The organism is Serratia sp. LTN-2, from assembly GCF_059740205.1.
Window position 1 is genome coordinate 703,979 of sequence record NZ_JCAXDO010000001.1, and the last position, 12,763, is coordinate 716,741.

Consider the following 12,763-nt stretch of genomic DNA (forward strand, 5'->3'; position numbering starts at 1 on the left):
CCATGTAATAACCGCGCGGTGCGCGAACATAAAAAAACCCCGCCGAAGCGGGGTCTTTTTGCGACAGTTAATCGGGAGAGACGATTAACGCAGCAGGGACAGTACGTTCTGAGTAGACTGGTTAGCCTGTGCCAGAACAGAGGTGCCAGCCTGTTGCAGGATGTTGGCACGGCTCATGTTGGACACTTCGGTCGCGTAGTCAGCGTCCTGGATACGAGACTGAGAAGCAGCCAGGTTGTTCACGGTGCTGTTCAGGTTGTTGATAACAGAATCGAAACGGTTCTGTACCGCACCCAGGGAAGAACGCAGACCGTCAACCTGTGCCAGCGCTTTGTCCAGGGTATCCAGTGGGTTTTTGATGGTCACGTCAGCGCCGGCAGTTACTTTACCGTCGGCGGCAATGGTTGCCGCTTTGTAAGTTTTGGTGCCGTCAGTAGCGGTAGTCTGCACGTAGTTTACTGCTTTACCGTCTTTGTCTTTACCGGAAACCAGCACTTCGCCTTTCGCTGCATCCAGACCAGACTTGGCTGCGTCGTAAGTCACATCCGCATCTTTGTCATCTTTCAACACGGTGCCGTTGGCGATAGCAGTGCCAACAGATGGACCTTTGTCGGTCACGTTGAAGGTGTCCAGGCCCAGTTGCTTAGCGTCGATTTTTTTCAGATCGATATCGATGGTTTCACCGTCGTTAGCGCCAACCTGGATGGTCAGTTTCTGATCGCTGCTCAGCACTTTCACGCCGTTGAAATCAGTCTGCTCGGAGATACGGTTGATTTCAGACAGACGCTGAGTGATTTCGTCCTGGATGGATTTCAGGTCGCTGGTGGAGTTAGAACCGTTCTGCGCCTGTACGGTCAGACGACGGATGTTCTGCAAGTTGTCGTTAACTTCGTTCAGTGCGCCTTCAGTGGTCTGCGCCAGAGAGATACCGTCGTTAGCGTTACGGGAAGCCTGAGTCAGACCTTTGATGTTAGCGGTGAAACGGTTGGAGATCGCCTGACCCGCAGCGTCGTCTTTAGCGCTGTTGATACGCAGACCGGAAGACAGACGCTCAATCGCAGTGCCCAGAGAAGACTGAGATTTGTTCAGGTTGTTCTGCGCCATCAGAGACAGGCTGTTAGTGTTGATTACTTGTGCCATTGTTTGCTTTCCTTACGAGTCAGTTGCGTTCTTCGCAACACAGTTAAAAGGTTCGGGCTTGTTTGCCCACGGCGTCAACCACCGTCCCCTCAGGTATCGGCCCTCCCCCAACAACCTTTAGAATTTTTTTATTTTTTTTTACGTCTGCGGCAATGGCGGAAATAACGCGCTTTTTCCCTCCTCTATTGCGCCATCGTTTTTTTGTTTTTTTCGGTAAACTTTTTCATCACTGGGCCGATAACGCGTAAAGCGAATAAAGTCATCATCAAGGAGAATTACACATGGCAACGATCAGTTCATTAGGTCTCGGCTCAGGACTCGACCTCAACGGCCTGCTGGATAAGCTGACTAAAGCGGAACAACAGCGCCTGACCCCTTACACCACCAAACAGTCCAGCTATAACGCACAGCTGACCGGTTACGGCACGCTGAAAGGCGCACTGGAAAAGTTCGACAATCTCAGCAAAGAGATGGCGAAAGAGGACTTCTTTAAGGCCACCACCGCCACCGAACACGACGCCTTTAAAATCACCACCAACGCCAAGGCGGTGCCGGGCAACTACGTGGTGGAAGTGAACAAACTGGCGCAGGCGCAAACCCTGACCACGCAGGCGAAAGTCAGCGACCAGGGCGCTAAGTTAGGCGCTGAAGGCGTGACGGACCGCTCATTGACCATCACCGCCGGCAACCCGCCGAAAGCCACCAAGATCCCGCTCAGCGACGATCAAACCTCACTGCTGGAGCTGCGCGACGCCATCAACGGCGCCAAAGCCGGCGTCACCGCCAGCATCATGCGCGTCGGCGACAACGACTATCAGTTGGCGGTCAGCTCTTCCACCACCGGCGAAAACAACAAGATTTCTCTGCAGGTCGATAACGACGACAAGCTGGGCGATATCCTGAACTACAACGCCACCCGCGGCACCGGCACCGCCATGAAGCAGACGGTCGAGCCACAGGATGCGGAGCTGACGGTGAACGGCACCGCTATCAAGCGCAGCACCAACTCGATCAGCGATGCCCTGCAAGGCGTCACCATCGATCTGAAAACCAAAACCAAAACCGATGAACCGCAACACCTGGTGATCAGCACCAACACCGCCGGCACCACCGACAAGATCAAAGAGTGGGTCGACAGCTATAACTCGCTGCTGGACACCTTTAATGCGCTGACCAAATATACCCCGGTGAAAACCGGCGAAGCGCCAAACCCAAGCAACGGCCCGCTGCTCGGCGACAACACCCTGCGCGGCGTTCAGTCTTCGATCAAAAGCGCCCTCAGCGCAGCGCAGGATAACCCTGAGTTGAAAGGCCTGGGCAACCTCGGCATATCCACCAACACCAAAACCGGCAAGCTGGAAATCGACAGCACCAAGCTGAAAAAAGCGATGGATGAAAAACCGGATCAGGTCACCAACTTCTTCGTCGGCAACGGCAAAGACACCGGCATGGCCACCGAGATCCACAACCAGATCCAAAGCTACATCAAATCCGGCGGCATCATCGAGAACTCGACCAAGAGCATCAACACCAACCTCGATCGCCTGAACAGCCAGATCACCACGGTCACCGCCAGCATTCAGAACACCATCGATCGCTATAAGCAGCAGTTCGTTCAGCTGGATACCATGATGTCGAAAATGAACGGCACCAGTAACTATTTGGCTCAACAGTTCAAGTAACCCTTAATCAGGTAAAGAAACAACATGTATAACCGTAGCGGCACTCAGGCCTACGCACAGGTCAGTCTGGAAAGCGGCGCCATGAGCGCCAGCCCGCACCAGTTAATCGTGATGTTGTTCGACGGGGCGCTCAGCGCCCTGCTTCGCGCACGCATTTTGATGAACCAGGGCGATATCGCAGGCAAAGGCATGGCGCTGTCCAAAGCCATCAACATCATCGACAACGGCCTGAAAAGCGGCCTCGACCATCAACAGGGCGGCGAGATCGCCGAAAACCTGGCAGCGCTGTATGACTATATGAAACGCCGGCTGATGCAGGCCAACCTGCACAACGACGAAGAGGCGATCGCCGAAGTGGTCAAGCTGCTGGAAAACATCGCCGACGCCTGGCGCCAGATCGGCCCCAACTACCACCCTTCGCAGGACGCCGTGTAATGGAACGTCAACAACAGCTCTTAGCCGCTTATCAACAAATCTATGCCCTGAGCAGCCAGATGATCGCGCTGGCGCAGACCGGGCGCTGGGAAGAGCTCGTTGAGCTCGAATTCGCCTACGTGACGGCGGTGGAAAAAACCGCCGCCTTTACCGGCCAGGCCGGCCCGTCAATGGCGTTGCAGGAGATGCTGCGCAATAAGTTGCAGCAAATTCTCGACAACGAAACCGAACTAAAACGCCTGCTGCAGCAGCGCATGGATGAGCTGAAAATGCTGATCGAACAGTCCACGCGCCAAAACGTGGTCAATAATACCTACGGTCAGTTTAACGACCGTTCGCTGCTGCTGGGGGAGCCACAGGTCCGATAAGATCGACAATACCGGCGAAAATGGATTAAATAGCACTATGCGCTATTACTCTCGGGTTAGGTTAGGATATTAATCTATGGCATTTGAATTATTCAGTTTATGGGTAATTGGTAAAATGCGCGCTTTGAGCTTTGCTCTCACTTTAATGGATAAACATCATCCCGACACGGACGTTTTCTGTTCAGCAGGAAATTGATTTTTGATAGATAAAACTCGCCGCTGTGTTTCACGGCCCATGGAAAAATGTTGCTCCGACGCTGATCAAAGCGTAAAGATATTCTCAGATAATGGCTGCGAAATGAATATCGATGGAACGTACAATTAATCTCTGTCCTGGAATTGGTGCCTCAGCGCACATCATTCAGCATACTGAATTATTATTCCCCTCAGTCTATTTTGAGCAACCACATCTGTATCTGATACAACAAGGCCATAAGCGCGTACGCTGGCAACAACAGGAAGTGGTGGCTCATCCCGGCGAGCTGTTGATTATCGACGGCGGTCAAACGGTGGACATTATTAATGGCCCATCCGAAGAAGGTGTTTTCAGCTGTCAGTTGCTGACCTGCGATCCGCTGCTGCTCAACCTCCAGCCGCCGGTAGAAGAAATGCCGCCACCGATGCCGTTCGACGCCGTCCTGACGCTGCGCAACCTGCCCTGTGCCCTGAAACACAGCTTTGAGACCACCAGCCTGGCACTGGCGCTCCGGCAGCGTTTTCCCACCCTCATCGTGCGGCACAAAATGCTGGAAATTCTGCTGTGGTTGGCCCAGTTCGGTATTCGCTTCATCCATAACGAAGCTAAGGATCTCACGCAGCGCGTGCGCCGCTGCCTGGCGACCGATCCGCACAGCATTTGGACAGCGGCCAAAGTCGCGGAAAGCCTGTCGATGAGCGAAGTGATGCTGCGTCGCAAACTGTCGATGGAAAATACCGCGTTGCGCAATCTGATGATCGACGTGCGTATGAGCAGCGCGCTGGCCCTGCTGCAGTCGACCGACTGGCCTATCTCCGCCATTGCGCAACATGTCGGCTATGAAAGCGCGTCGCGTTTCGCCGAACGTTTTCGTAAACGCTTCGGTTTTGCGCCTACCGCCATTCGCGGCCACCAGAGAATTATGGAGCCCGGCCTCCAGGGGGGCGAGGCGATAGTCGCCGGAGAAACCTAAATAGACGCGCAACAAAACGGTTTTATTTAACACAAGCCCTTAACGGTTGTAACAATGCTGAGATACGCTATGTAACGTCCCCCCGCCGAACAGCGAATTAAACGATGCATAATGAAAAGCGGTTATTTTCTCTGGCAATAATGCTGTTGGGGCTGTGGCTGTTGGCATTACTGTATGAAGAAGACATGATGCGTTTACTGGCCGCACAATAAGACGACCAGGCTTTTTATCGCCTGGTCAGACTTCAATCCAGTTTGACCAAAATGCCAATTAACACGGCAAGCACCGCCAACATTAAAATACTGATCAAACGCCATCTGGATTCGCTTTTACTGCTCATTGACCCGTCTCGAATAATAACCCTACTAATAAGGTTATAATAAACGCTCGCCTGCGCATTCAATAAGCCCGGCAGCACAGGTTTCATCCCTCTATTCGGTGCATTGCCCTCCCTTTCCGGCCGGTTGCGGGCACCGGTCATGGCCGATGCGACATCGACGGCGCAACAAGCGCCAATTTTCCCGGCAGCTCCGCCACCAGTTTGTCCACCGCCAGCCGCACCTTGAGCGGCTGATAAGGCATATAGGGCCACACGACGTTCACCGGAAAACTGAGGCTGGACTCGCCGCGCATGACCTCCGTCAACGTCCCCGCCATCAACCGATCGCGCACCAGCCACTCCGGCAGCCACGCAATGCCGGCACCGGCGGAAACCGCATCGACGATCCCCTGCATATCATCCATCATCATCTTGGCCGGCGGCCTGAACGACCGCAGTTCACCGTCTGCGCCGCGCAGCTGCCAGGGCAGCACGACGCCGCCGTGTAAATACCCGACGGCCTGATGCCGGCTTAACGCTTCCGGCGTCCTGGGCTCGCCGTAGCGCTGTACGTAATCGGGCGAGGCGCAGAGGATCATGCCGTGTTCCCCCAGTCGCCGGGCAACCAGACTGCCGCTGTCCGCCAGCTCACCGATGCGCACCGCCAGATCGAATCCCTCGTCGATCAGATCGATCCTGCGATCGCTGAACGACATCTCCAGCGTCAATAGCGGGTGCTCATTCGCCAGCGCCGTCAGCAAGGGCGCAATGCACAGATGGCCAAACAATACCGGCACCGAGACTCTGAGGCGGCCGCTGACCTGCATCTTGCCGCTGTCCAGCTGATTTTCCGCCGCCTGCACATTCGCCAACGCCTGCCGGCAATGTTCATAGTACAACGCCCCTTCATCCGTCAGGCTCAGGCTGCGCGTGGTGCGCATAAACAACATGACCCCGAGCCGATCCTCCAGGCGCGACACGATTTTGCTGACCGCAGAACGGGTCAGATGAAGCTTGTCTGCGGCGGCGGCGAAACTGCCGCCTTCCGCCACGGCGACAAAAGCCGGCAGTGCGCTGAGATCGCTTTTCATCTTATGTTTCCAATTTGGAATCAATAATGTGAAAACCTATCACCACTGGTGAACGATAAGCAATGATAACCTGCAGTCATTCCGGCACTCCCGGTGAAAAACCACAGATTACCGTCAGAGGACAACCACATGAAAAATATACTGGTACTCAAATCCAGCATTATGGGAAACGACTCGCAGACCAATACCCTGATTGATCATTATCTGGCGGAACGTCGAGCCAAAGGATATGACGATAAGATCGTCGAACACGACCTGGCGGCGTTGGATCTGCCGGTATTGGACGGCGAGCTGTTCAGCGCGCTGCGCGGCGCGGAAAATACCAGCCAACGCGCCAAAGTGGCGGTGGCGCTCTCCGATCGACTGATTGCCGAACTGAAAGAGAGCGATCTACTGCTGATCGGCGCGCCGATGTACAACCTCAACGTACCGACCCAGCTGAAGAACTGGTTCGATCTGGTGGCCCGCGCCCGGGTAACGTTCAACTACACCGCCACCTATCCGATTGGGCTGGTCGAGGGCGTCAATGCGCTGGTGTTCAGTTCACGCGGCGGCGTACACGTCGGTCAGCCGACCGACGCCGTGACGCCCTACCTGCGCTCGGTGCTGGGGCTGATGGGCATTAGCGACGTGCAATTCATCTATGCTGAAGGGCTGGACATGAAACCGCACGGCCACGCTCAAGGGTTGGCGAATGCTCACGAGCGGATCGCAGAGTTGACTGGCTGAGGTAAACGTACAATGGTATTGATTTGTTATAACATAACAAATATGATAACCGCGTCGGCGCCACTTCGAGCAGGCGTCGACGCTCCTACATTACACAAATGTTTTATCGCACCTTCAACCAGCTATTTCGATAGCTGGTTTTTTTTGTCCATCGGCTGGGGTCACGACGTCAATATTGCCGGGCGACGCGTTTCATCTCTCGCTCGCCGGGCGACTGCGTCTTCACGGACAGCGGTGCGACAAACGCTTTCCATTCTTTGCTGGTTTCCTGCTGAGCCGCATTCTTTTGGGCCGATGAATAATCATCGTTTTGCCCAGCGCATCCTGACAACGCTATCAAGGCCAGAACAAAACACCGTGATTTGCACATAATCATATCCCTATCAACAACAGTCGCTATAGGGTAACAGCGCCGAGCAAAATTTCACTGAAAAATGACCGGCATGCTCATCACACCGGCATATTCATGATGTCCTGGTAGGCCGCCACCAGCTTGTTGCGCACCTGGACGCCCAATTGCAGAGATACCGACGATTTTTGCAGATCGACCATCACATCGTTCAGGCTGATGCCTGGCACGCCCAGCTCGAAATCCTGCGCCTGTTTACGCGCCGTTTGCTGCGTCTCGCTGATCTTGCCGAGCGCAGCGGTCAGTTCACTGGCGAAACTAACGCCCTGCGGCGCCGCATTTTGCCCCATCTTGCCGGCCTGAACCGCCATGGTCTGCATCTGCTGCAGCACCCCTTCAATGCCCTGAATCGCCATCTGACCCTCAATCATTTCGTCTTGCCGGGTGAAGTTTCACCCTGCACTTCTCCAATGATGCACACCCTAGCACAGCGTTTTCAGAGCTAAAGCGGTTAATTAACTGCAAAAAACCCGGCTTATCGGGCAATCAGAATCATCTGATAAGGCGAATAATGGCCTGCCCAGAAATGGGAGCGCCGCTATTTAGAAGATATGTGTATCAGGGAGTCTGTTTTGTCACACAACGCTAACCATACCGTTCATCAGCCTGGCAGGGAGCTGCTCAGCGGCCCGTACGGGATCGTGAGCGCCATTGAAGGACGAGACCTAAAATGAGTGCTTCGATAACCGCCGGCGAAAGCCGCGACAACGGCCTGCAGGCCATCTGGAATCGTCTGCGCGCCAACCCGAAAATTCCGTTGCTGGTCGCCGCCTCCGCCGCGATCGCGATCGTCGTCGCACTGCTGTTGTGGGTGAAAAGCCCCGACTACCGCGTGCTGTACAGCAATCTGAACGACCGCGACGGTGGCGCCATCGTCACTCAGCTGACGCAGATGAACATCCCTTACCGCTTTGCCGAAAATGGCGCGGCGCTGCTGATCCCGGCGGAAAAAGTGCATGAAACCCGTCTGCGTCTGGCGCAGCAAGGGCTGCCGAAAGGTGGCGCCGTCGGTTTCGAACTGCTGGATCAGGAAAAATTCGGCATCAGCCAGTTCAGCGAGCAGATCAACTATCAGCGCGCCCTTGAAGGCGAGCTGTCGCGCACTATCGAATCGCTGGGACCGGTGCAAAACGCCCGCGTTCACCTGGCGTTGCCTAAGCCTTCGCTGTTCGTGCGTGAACAAAAATCCCCTTCCGCCTCGGTGACGCTGACTCTGCAACCGGGCCGCGCCCTGGACGACGGCCAGATCAACGCCATCGTTTATATGGTGTCTAGCAGCGTTGCCGGCCTGCCGCCGGGCAACGTGACCGTCGTCGATCAGGCCGGACGCCTGCTGACGCAGTCCGACGGTACCGGGCGCGATCTCAACGCCTCGCAGCTGAAATACGCCAACGAAGTGGAAAACGGCTTCCAGCGCCGCATCGAAGCGATCCTGGCCCCGGTGGTCGGCAGCGCCAACGTGCGGGCTCAGGTCACGGCGCAGATCGATTTCGCCACGCGCGAACAAACCGATGAACAGTATCAGCCGAACCAGCAGCCGGACAAAGCCGCTATCCGCTCCCAGCAAACCAGCCTGAGCGAGCAGATCGGTGGGCCACAGGTCGGCGGCGTGCCGGGCGCGCTGTCCAATCAGCCGAGCGCGCCGGCCACCGCGCCGATTGAAACCGCCAAGCCGGCCGCCGCAGCGGGCAACAACGCCAACGCGACCGCGCAAAACGCCGCAACTACCCGCAGCGCAGCGGCCAGCGGCGTGCCGCAAAACACCCGACGCGACGCGACGACCAACTACGAGCTTGACCGCACCATTCGCCATACCCAGCAAAAAGCCGGTACCGTGCAGCGTCTGTCGGTCGCCGTGGTGGTCAACTACCTCGGCGTAGACAAAGACGGCAAACCGCAGCCGATGAGCAAAGAGCAGTTGGCGCAGATCGAAGCGCTGGTGCGTGAAGCGATGGGCTATTCCAGCAGCCGCGGCGATACCCTGAACGTGGTCAACACACCGTTTACCGACAGCCAGGTTACCGGCGGTGAACTGCCGTTCTGGCAAAGTCAGTCGTTCATCGATCGTCTGATCGACGCCGGCCGTTATCTGCTGGTGCTGCTGGTTGCCTGGCTGCTGTGGCGCAAACTGGTGCGGCCACAGCTGCAACAGCGCCAGGCGGCGCAACAGGCCGCCCTCGCCGCCGCCAACGCCCCTGTCACTAAAACGGTCGACAGCAACAAACCGAGCAACGAGGAGCTGGCGCAGCGTCGCAAATCGCAGCAGCGCGTCAGTGCAGAAGTCCAGAGCCAGCGGATCCGCGATCTGGCTGACAAAGACCCACGCGTGGTCGCTCTGGTAATCCGCCAATGGATGAGTAACGAGATATGAGCCTGACCGGAACCGACAAAAGCGCCATCTTGCTGATGACGCTGGGTGAAGATCGCGCGGCGGAGGTGTTCAAACACCTCTCCTCGCGCGAAGTACAGCTGCTGAGCGGCACCATGGCCGGCATGAGCCAGGTTTCACACAAACAGCTCGGCGAAATACTGACCGAGTTTGAAGACGACGCCGAGCAATACGCGGCGCTGAGCGTCAACGCCAGCGACTACCTGCGCTCGGTGCTGGTCAAGGCGCTGGGCGAAGAGCGCGCCGCCAGCCTGCTGGAAGACATTCTCGAATCGCGCGAGACCACCACCGGCATGGAAACGCTCAACTTTATGGAGCCTCAGAGCGCCGCCGATCTGATCCGCGACGAACACCCGCAGATCATCGCCACCATTCTGGTGCACCTCAAACGCGGCCAGGCGGCAGACATCCTGGCCCTGTTCGACGAACGCCTGCGCAACGACGTGATGCTGCGTATCGCCACCTTCGGCGGCGTGCAGCCGGCGGCGTTGGCGGAGCTGACCGAAGTGCTGAACAACCTGCTCGACGGTCAGAACCTCAAGCGCAGCAAAATGGGCGGGGTGCGTACCGCCGCCGAGATCATCAACCTGATGAAAACCCAGCAGGAAGAAGCGGTCATCGACGCGATGCGCGAATACGACGGCGAGCTGGCGCAGAAGATCATCGACGAGATGTTCCTGTTCGAAAACCTGGTGGAAGTCGACGATCGCAGCATCCAACGCCTGCTGCAGGAAGTGGAAGGCGAGTCGCTGCTGATCGCGTTGAAAGGCGCCGAACAGCCGCTGCGCGAGAAGTTCCTCAAGAACATGTCGCAACGCGCCGCCGACATCCTGCGCGACGATCTGGCCAACCGTGGGCCGGTGCGCATGTCGCAGGTGGAGAACGAGCAGAAAGCCATCCTGCTGGTGGTAAGACGCCTGGCGGAAACCGGCGAAATGATCATCGGCGGCGGCGAGGACACCTATGTCTGATCGCATTAACACCCTGCCCTGGCAGCCCTGGTCGCTCAACGATTTGGGCGAGCAGAAACCGGCTCTCGAGCTGCCGCCATTGCCGGATCTCGAACTTGACGATCCGTCGCCGGACGCGCAGGCCGAATTGCAACAGCAGTTGGCGACGCTGCGCCTGCAGGCAGAGCAACAGGGCCAGCAGCTGGGCTATGCCGACGGCCAGCAAAAAGGGTATGAGGCCGGTTTTCAGTCCGGTCTGGAGGAAGGCCGCCAGCAGGGGCTGCTGGAAGCGCAACAGCAGCAACAGCCGCTGACCGCTCATTGGCAGCAGTTGGTCACCGAATTCCAGCACACGCTGGACGCGCTCGACAGCGTGATCGCTTCGCGGTTGATGCAGCTGGCGCTGACCGCCGCCAAACAGGTGCTGGGCCAGCCGCCGGTGTGCGACGGCACCGCCCTGCTCGCGCAGATCCAACAGCTGATTCAGCAGGAGCCGATGTTCAACGGCAAGCCGCAGCTGCGGGTCCACCCGGACGACTACCAACGCGTCGAACAGCAGCTGGGGGTCACCCTCAGCCTGCACGGCTGGCGCCTGCTGGCGGACGGCGAACTGCACCCGGGCGGCTGCAAGGTCAGCGCCGAAGAAGGCGATCTCGACGCCAGCCTGGCGACGCGCTGGCATGAACTGTGCCGCCTGGCGGCACCAGGAGAAGTCTGATGACCGCGCGTCTCGGCCGCTGGCTGAGCTCTCTGGATACGCTGGAAAAGCGCATCGCCCGCGCGCCGACGGTGCGCCGTTACGGCCGCCTGACCCGCGCCACCGGGCTGGTGCTCGAGGCCACCGGGCTGCAGTTGCCGCTCGGCGCGACCTGCCTCATCGAACGGCACGACGCCGGTGAGGTGCAGGAAGTGGAAAGCGAAGTGGTCGGCTTCAACGGCCAGCGGCTGTTCCTGATGCCGTTGGAAGAAGTGGAAGGCATCGTGCCGGGCGCGCGGGTTTACGCCCGCATCGCGCCGGAAGGCCAAAGCGCCGGCAAACAGCTGCCGCTCGGCCCGGCGCTGCTGGGCCGCGTGCTCGACGGCAGCGCCAAACCGCTCGACGGCCTGCCCTCCCCGGAAACCGGTTACCGCGCGCCGCTGATCACCGCGCCGTTCAACCCCTTGCAGCGCACGCCGATCGAGCAGGTGCTGGACGTGGGAGTGCGCACCATCAACGGCCTGCTGACCGTCGGGCGCGGCCAGCGCATGGGCCTGTTCGCCGGCTCCGGCGTCGGTAAGAGCGTATTGCTCGGCATGATGGCCCGTTATACCCAGGCGGATGTGATCGTCGTTGGCCTGATCGGCGAACGTGGCCGCGAGGTGAAAGACTTTATCGAGAACATTCTCGGTGCCGAAGGCCGCGCGCGCTCGGTAGTGATCGCCGCTCCGGCGGACGTGTCGCCGCTGCTGCGCATGCAGGGAGCGGCCTACGCCACCCGCATCGCCGAAGATTTCCGCGATCGCGGGCAGCACGTGCTGCTGATCATGGACTCCCTCACCCGCTACGCCATGGCGCAGCGTGAGATCGCCCTGGCCATCGGCGAGCCGCCGGCGACCAAAGGCTATCCGCCTTCGGTCTTCGCCAAGCTGCCCGCCCTGGTGGAGCGCGCAGGCAACGGCATCAGTGGCGGCGGCTCCATCACCGCCTTCTATACCGTATTGACCGAAGGGGACGATCAGCAGGACCCGATCGCCGACTCGGCCCGCGCCATACTCGACGGCCATGTGGTGCTGTCGCGCCGCCTGGCGGAGGCCGGCCACTACCCGGCGATCGACATCGAAGCGTCGATCAGCCGCGCCATGACGTCGCTGATCGACGAAGAGCATTATCGCCGGGTTCGCACCTTTAAACAGATGCTGGCCAGCTATCAACGCAACCGCGATCTGATCAGCGTCGGCGCCTACGCGGCAGGCAGCGATCCGTTGCTGGACAAAGCGATGACGCTGTATCCGCAGATGGAAGCCTACCTGCAACAGGGCATCTTTGAACGCAGCGGCTATGATGAAGCCTGTCAACAGCTGCAGCAGTTGATTGTTTAACGT

The 12,763-nt window shown here is 58.2% G+C and carries 12 protein-coding genes; 9 read left to right on the top strand and 3 right to left on the bottom strand.

All coding sequences use genetic code 11. The features are described 5' to 3' along the window. Positions 1-84: 84 nt before the first annotated feature. Positions 85-1,140: a flagellin FliC gene (locus tag AC6BYQ_RS03250; protein ID WP_049188410.1), complete on the bottom strand. Its 1,056-nt coding sequence runs from the start codon at positions 1,138-1,140 to the stop codon at positions 85-87. Positions 1,141-1,421: 281 nt separating this feature from the next. On the opposite strand from AC6BYQ_RS03250, the gene fliD reads away from it, so the two are divergent. From fliD to AC6BYQ_RS03270, 4 genes are all read left to right on the top strand, one after another. Then, on the top strand, positions 1,422-2,822 hold the full coding sequence (gene fliD, locus AC6BYQ_RS03255) for a flagellar filament capping protein FliD (protein ID WP_432525033.1): 1,401 nt from the start codon (positions 1,422-1,424) through the stop codon (positions 2,820-2,822). Positions 2,823-2,846: 24 nt separating this feature from the next. Continuing rightward, a complete protein-coding gene (gene fliS / locus AC6BYQ_RS03260; protein WP_019452932.1) occupies positions 2,847-3,257 on the top strand; it encodes a flagellar export chaperone FliS in 411 nt (136 codons plus the stop codon). Next, positions 3,257-3,625 carry a flagella biosynthesis regulatory protein FliT gene (fliT, locus tag AC6BYQ_RS03265; protein ID WP_019452933.1) on the top strand — a complete coding sequence of 123 codons (369 nt, stop codon included), beginning with the start codon at positions 3,257-3,259 and terminating at the stop codon, positions 3,623-3,625. Before fliS ends, fliT begins: the two co-directional genes overlap by 1 nt. A gap of 308 nt (positions 3,626-3,933) precedes the next feature. Beyond that, positions 3,934-4,794, top strand: a complete 861-nt coding sequence (locus AC6BYQ_RS03270) for a helix-turn-helix transcriptional regulator (protein ID WP_498056277.1) — start codon at positions 3,934-3,936, stop codon at positions 4,792-4,794. A gap of 477 nt (positions 4,795-5,271) precedes the next feature. Here the strand turns inward: AC6BYQ_RS03270 and AC6BYQ_RS03275 are convergent, their stop codons facing one another. Then, a complete protein-coding gene (locus AC6BYQ_RS03275) occupies positions 5,272-6,204 on the bottom strand; it encodes a LysR family transcriptional regulator (protein WP_498056278.1) in 933 nt (310 codons plus the stop codon). A gap of 129 nt (positions 6,205-6,333) precedes the next feature. On the opposite strand from AC6BYQ_RS03275, the gene AC6BYQ_RS03280 reads away from it, so the two are divergent. Further along, the gene (locus AC6BYQ_RS03280) at positions 6,334-6,933 is read left to right on the top strand and encodes an FMN-dependent NADH-azoreductase (RefSeq protein WP_154746387.1); all 600 of its coding nucleotides are present in this window, start codon (positions 6,334-6,336) and stop codon (positions 6,931-6,933) included. Positions 6,934-7,383: 450 nt separating this feature from the next. Here AC6BYQ_RS03280 and fliE read toward each other — a convergent pair whose 3' ends face one another. Continuing rightward, positions 7,384-7,698, bottom strand: a complete 315-nt coding sequence (fliE, locus tag AC6BYQ_RS03285) for a flagellar hook-basal body complex protein FliE (protein ID WP_025159836.1) — start codon at positions 7,696-7,698, stop codon at positions 7,384-7,386. A 314-nt stretch (positions 7,699-8,012) separates the two neighbouring features. Here fliE and fliF point away from each other — a divergent pair, with 314 nt between their 5' ends. Genes fliF through fliI form a run of 4 tightly spaced genes read left to right on the top strand, consistent with a single transcriptional unit; the run spans position 8,013 to position 12,760 of the window. Further along, complete coding sequence (fliF, locus tag AC6BYQ_RS03290; RefSeq protein ID WP_197667847.1) at positions 8,013-9,713, top strand: flagellar basal-body MS-ring/collar protein FliF; 1,701 nt, start codon at positions 8,013-8,015, stop codon at positions 9,711-9,713. Further along, on the top strand, positions 9,710-10,702 hold the full coding sequence (gene fliG, locus AC6BYQ_RS03295) for a flagellar motor switch protein FliG (RefSeq protein ID WP_004934775.1): 993 nt from the start codon (positions 9,710-9,712) through the stop codon (positions 10,700-10,702). Before fliF ends, fliG begins: the two co-directional genes overlap by 4 nt. Continuing rightward, positions 10,695-11,399 carry a flagellar assembly protein FliH gene (gene fliH / locus AC6BYQ_RS03300; RefSeq protein ID WP_063918542.1) on the top strand — a complete coding sequence of 235 codons (705 nt, stop codon included), beginning with the start codon at positions 10,695-10,697 and terminating at the stop codon, positions 11,397-11,399. The genes fliG and fliH overlap by 8 nt, the downstream gene beginning before the upstream one ends. After that, positions 11,399-12,760 (top strand): flagellar protein export ATPase FliI, encoded by a 1,362-nt coding sequence (gene fliI / locus AC6BYQ_RS03305; RefSeq protein WP_004934781.1) that lies wholly within the window; start codon positions 11,399-11,401, stop codon positions 12,758-12,760. Before fliH ends, fliI begins: the two co-directional genes overlap by 1 nt. Positions 12,761-12,763: the final 3 nt, after the last annotated feature.

Bases quoted from the DNA above. Each gene is read 5' to 3' on its own strand.
- fliH (WP_063918542.1), top strand. From the start codon at position 10,695: ATGTCTGATCGCATTAACACCCTGCCCTGGCAGCCCTGGTCGCTCAAC.
- AC6BYQ_RS03280 (WP_154746387.1), top strand. From the start codon at position 6,334: ATGAAAAATATACTGGTACTCAAATCCAGCATTATGGGAAACGACTCG.
- AC6BYQ_RS03270 (WP_498056277.1), top strand. From the start codon at position 3,934: ATGGAACGTACAATTAATCTCTGTCCTGGAATTGGTGCCTCAGCGCAC.
- fliT (WP_019452933.1), top strand. From the start codon at position 3,257: ATGGAACGTCAACAACAGCTCTTAGCCGCTTATCAACAAATCTATGCC.
- fliE (WP_025159836.1), bottom strand. From the start codon at position 7,698: ATGGCGATTCAGGGCATTGAAGGGGTGCTGCAGCAGATGCAGACCATG.
- fliD (WP_432525033.1), top strand. From the start codon at position 1,422: ATGGCAACGATCAGTTCATTAGGTCTCGGCTCAGGACTCGACCTCAAC.
- fliG (WP_004934775.1), top strand. From the start codon at position 9,710: ATGAGCCTGACCGGAACCGACAAAAGCGCCATCTTGCTGATGACGCTG.
- AC6BYQ_RS03250 (WP_049188410.1), bottom strand. From the start codon at position 1,140: ATGGCACAAGTAATCAACACTAACAGCCTGTCTCTGATGGCGCAGAAC.
- fliF (WP_197667847.1), top strand. From the start codon at position 8,013: ATGAGTGCTTCGATAACCGCCGGCGAAAGCCGCGACAACGGCCTGCAG.
- AC6BYQ_RS03275 (WP_498056278.1), bottom strand. From the start codon at position 6,204: ATGAAAAGCGATCTCAGCGCACTGCCGGCTTTTGTCGCCGTGGCGGAA.
- fliS (WP_019452932.1), top strand. From the start codon at position 2,847: ATGTATAACCGTAGCGGCACTCAGGCCTACGCACAGGTCAGTCTGGAA.
- fliI (WP_004934781.1), top strand. From the start codon at position 11,399: ATGACCGCGCGTCTCGGCCGCTGGCTGAGCTCTCTGGATACGCTGGAA.